1 protein-coding gene is annotated in these 857 nt (G+C 64.3%); it reads right to left on the bottom strand.

The window, feature by feature from the left end:
* A partial coding sequence (gene yejK / locus HMPREF2886_RS21710) for a nucleoid-associated protein YejK (protein WP_070748333.1) occupies positions 1 to 857 on the bottom strand: 857 nt, incomplete at both ends.

The raw sequence follows: 857 nt of genomic DNA, 5'->3' as shown, positions 1-857 counted from the left end.
CGGCCGGTGAAGCGGCGGAACTGGTTGAGGGTGCGCTTGTCCGCCGGGATTTCCGGCGACAGGCCGTAGTCCTTGTTACGGATGTAGTCGTAGAACGCCCGCGGTTGCTGGTCGTCCATCAGTTCCGAGAGCGCGTCGAGGGTCATCGGCTCGCCGATGCGCGCCTGGGAGGTGGCGTAGTCGACCAGCGTCTCGGTCTTCTCGCGGGCCTGTTCCTCGGCCATGTCCTCGCTTTCCACGAAATCGCTGAAGGCTTTCAGCAGGGTGCGCGTCTCGCTCGGCGAATCCACCCCTTCCTGGCAGCCGATGAAGTCGCGGAAATAGTCGGAGACCTTCTTCCCGCCCTTGCCCTTAATGAACGAGATGTACTGCTTCGACTGCTTGTTGTTGCGCCATTCGGAAATATTGATCCGCGCGGCCAGGTGCAACTGGCCGAGGTCCAGGTGGCGCGACGGGGTGACCTCCAGCGACTCGTTCACCGCCACGCCTTCGCTGTGGTGCAGCAGGGCGATCGCCAGGTAGTCGGTCATGCCTTGCTGGTAGTGGGCGAACAGGACGTGGCCGCCGGTGGAGAGATTGGACTCCTCCATCAGCTTCTGCAGGTGCTCGACCGCTTCGCGGCTGAAGCCGACGAAGTCGCGGTCGCCCTCCAGGTATTCACCGAGCCAGCCGCTGAACGGGTAGGCCCCGGACTCGCCCTGGAAGAAGCCCCAGGCCTTGTTCTTGGCGTTGTAGCTTTCGTTGAGGTCGGCCAGCAGGTTCTCGATGGCCTGGGAGTCGCCCAGCTCGGCGTCGCGCGCGTGGAGCACGGCCGGGGTGCCGTCGGGCTTCTTCTCGATCAGGTGGACGATGGCGTG

The organism is Pseudomonas sp. HMSC066A08, assembly GCF_001813025.1.
GTDB classification, from domain to species: Bacteria; Pseudomonadota; Gammaproteobacteria; order Pseudomonadales; family Pseudomonadaceae; genus Pseudomonas; species Pseudomonas aeruginosa.
The sequence above is the reverse complement of the archived record's forward strand: the minus strand, read 5'-3'. Positions and strand labels throughout refer to the sequence as shown.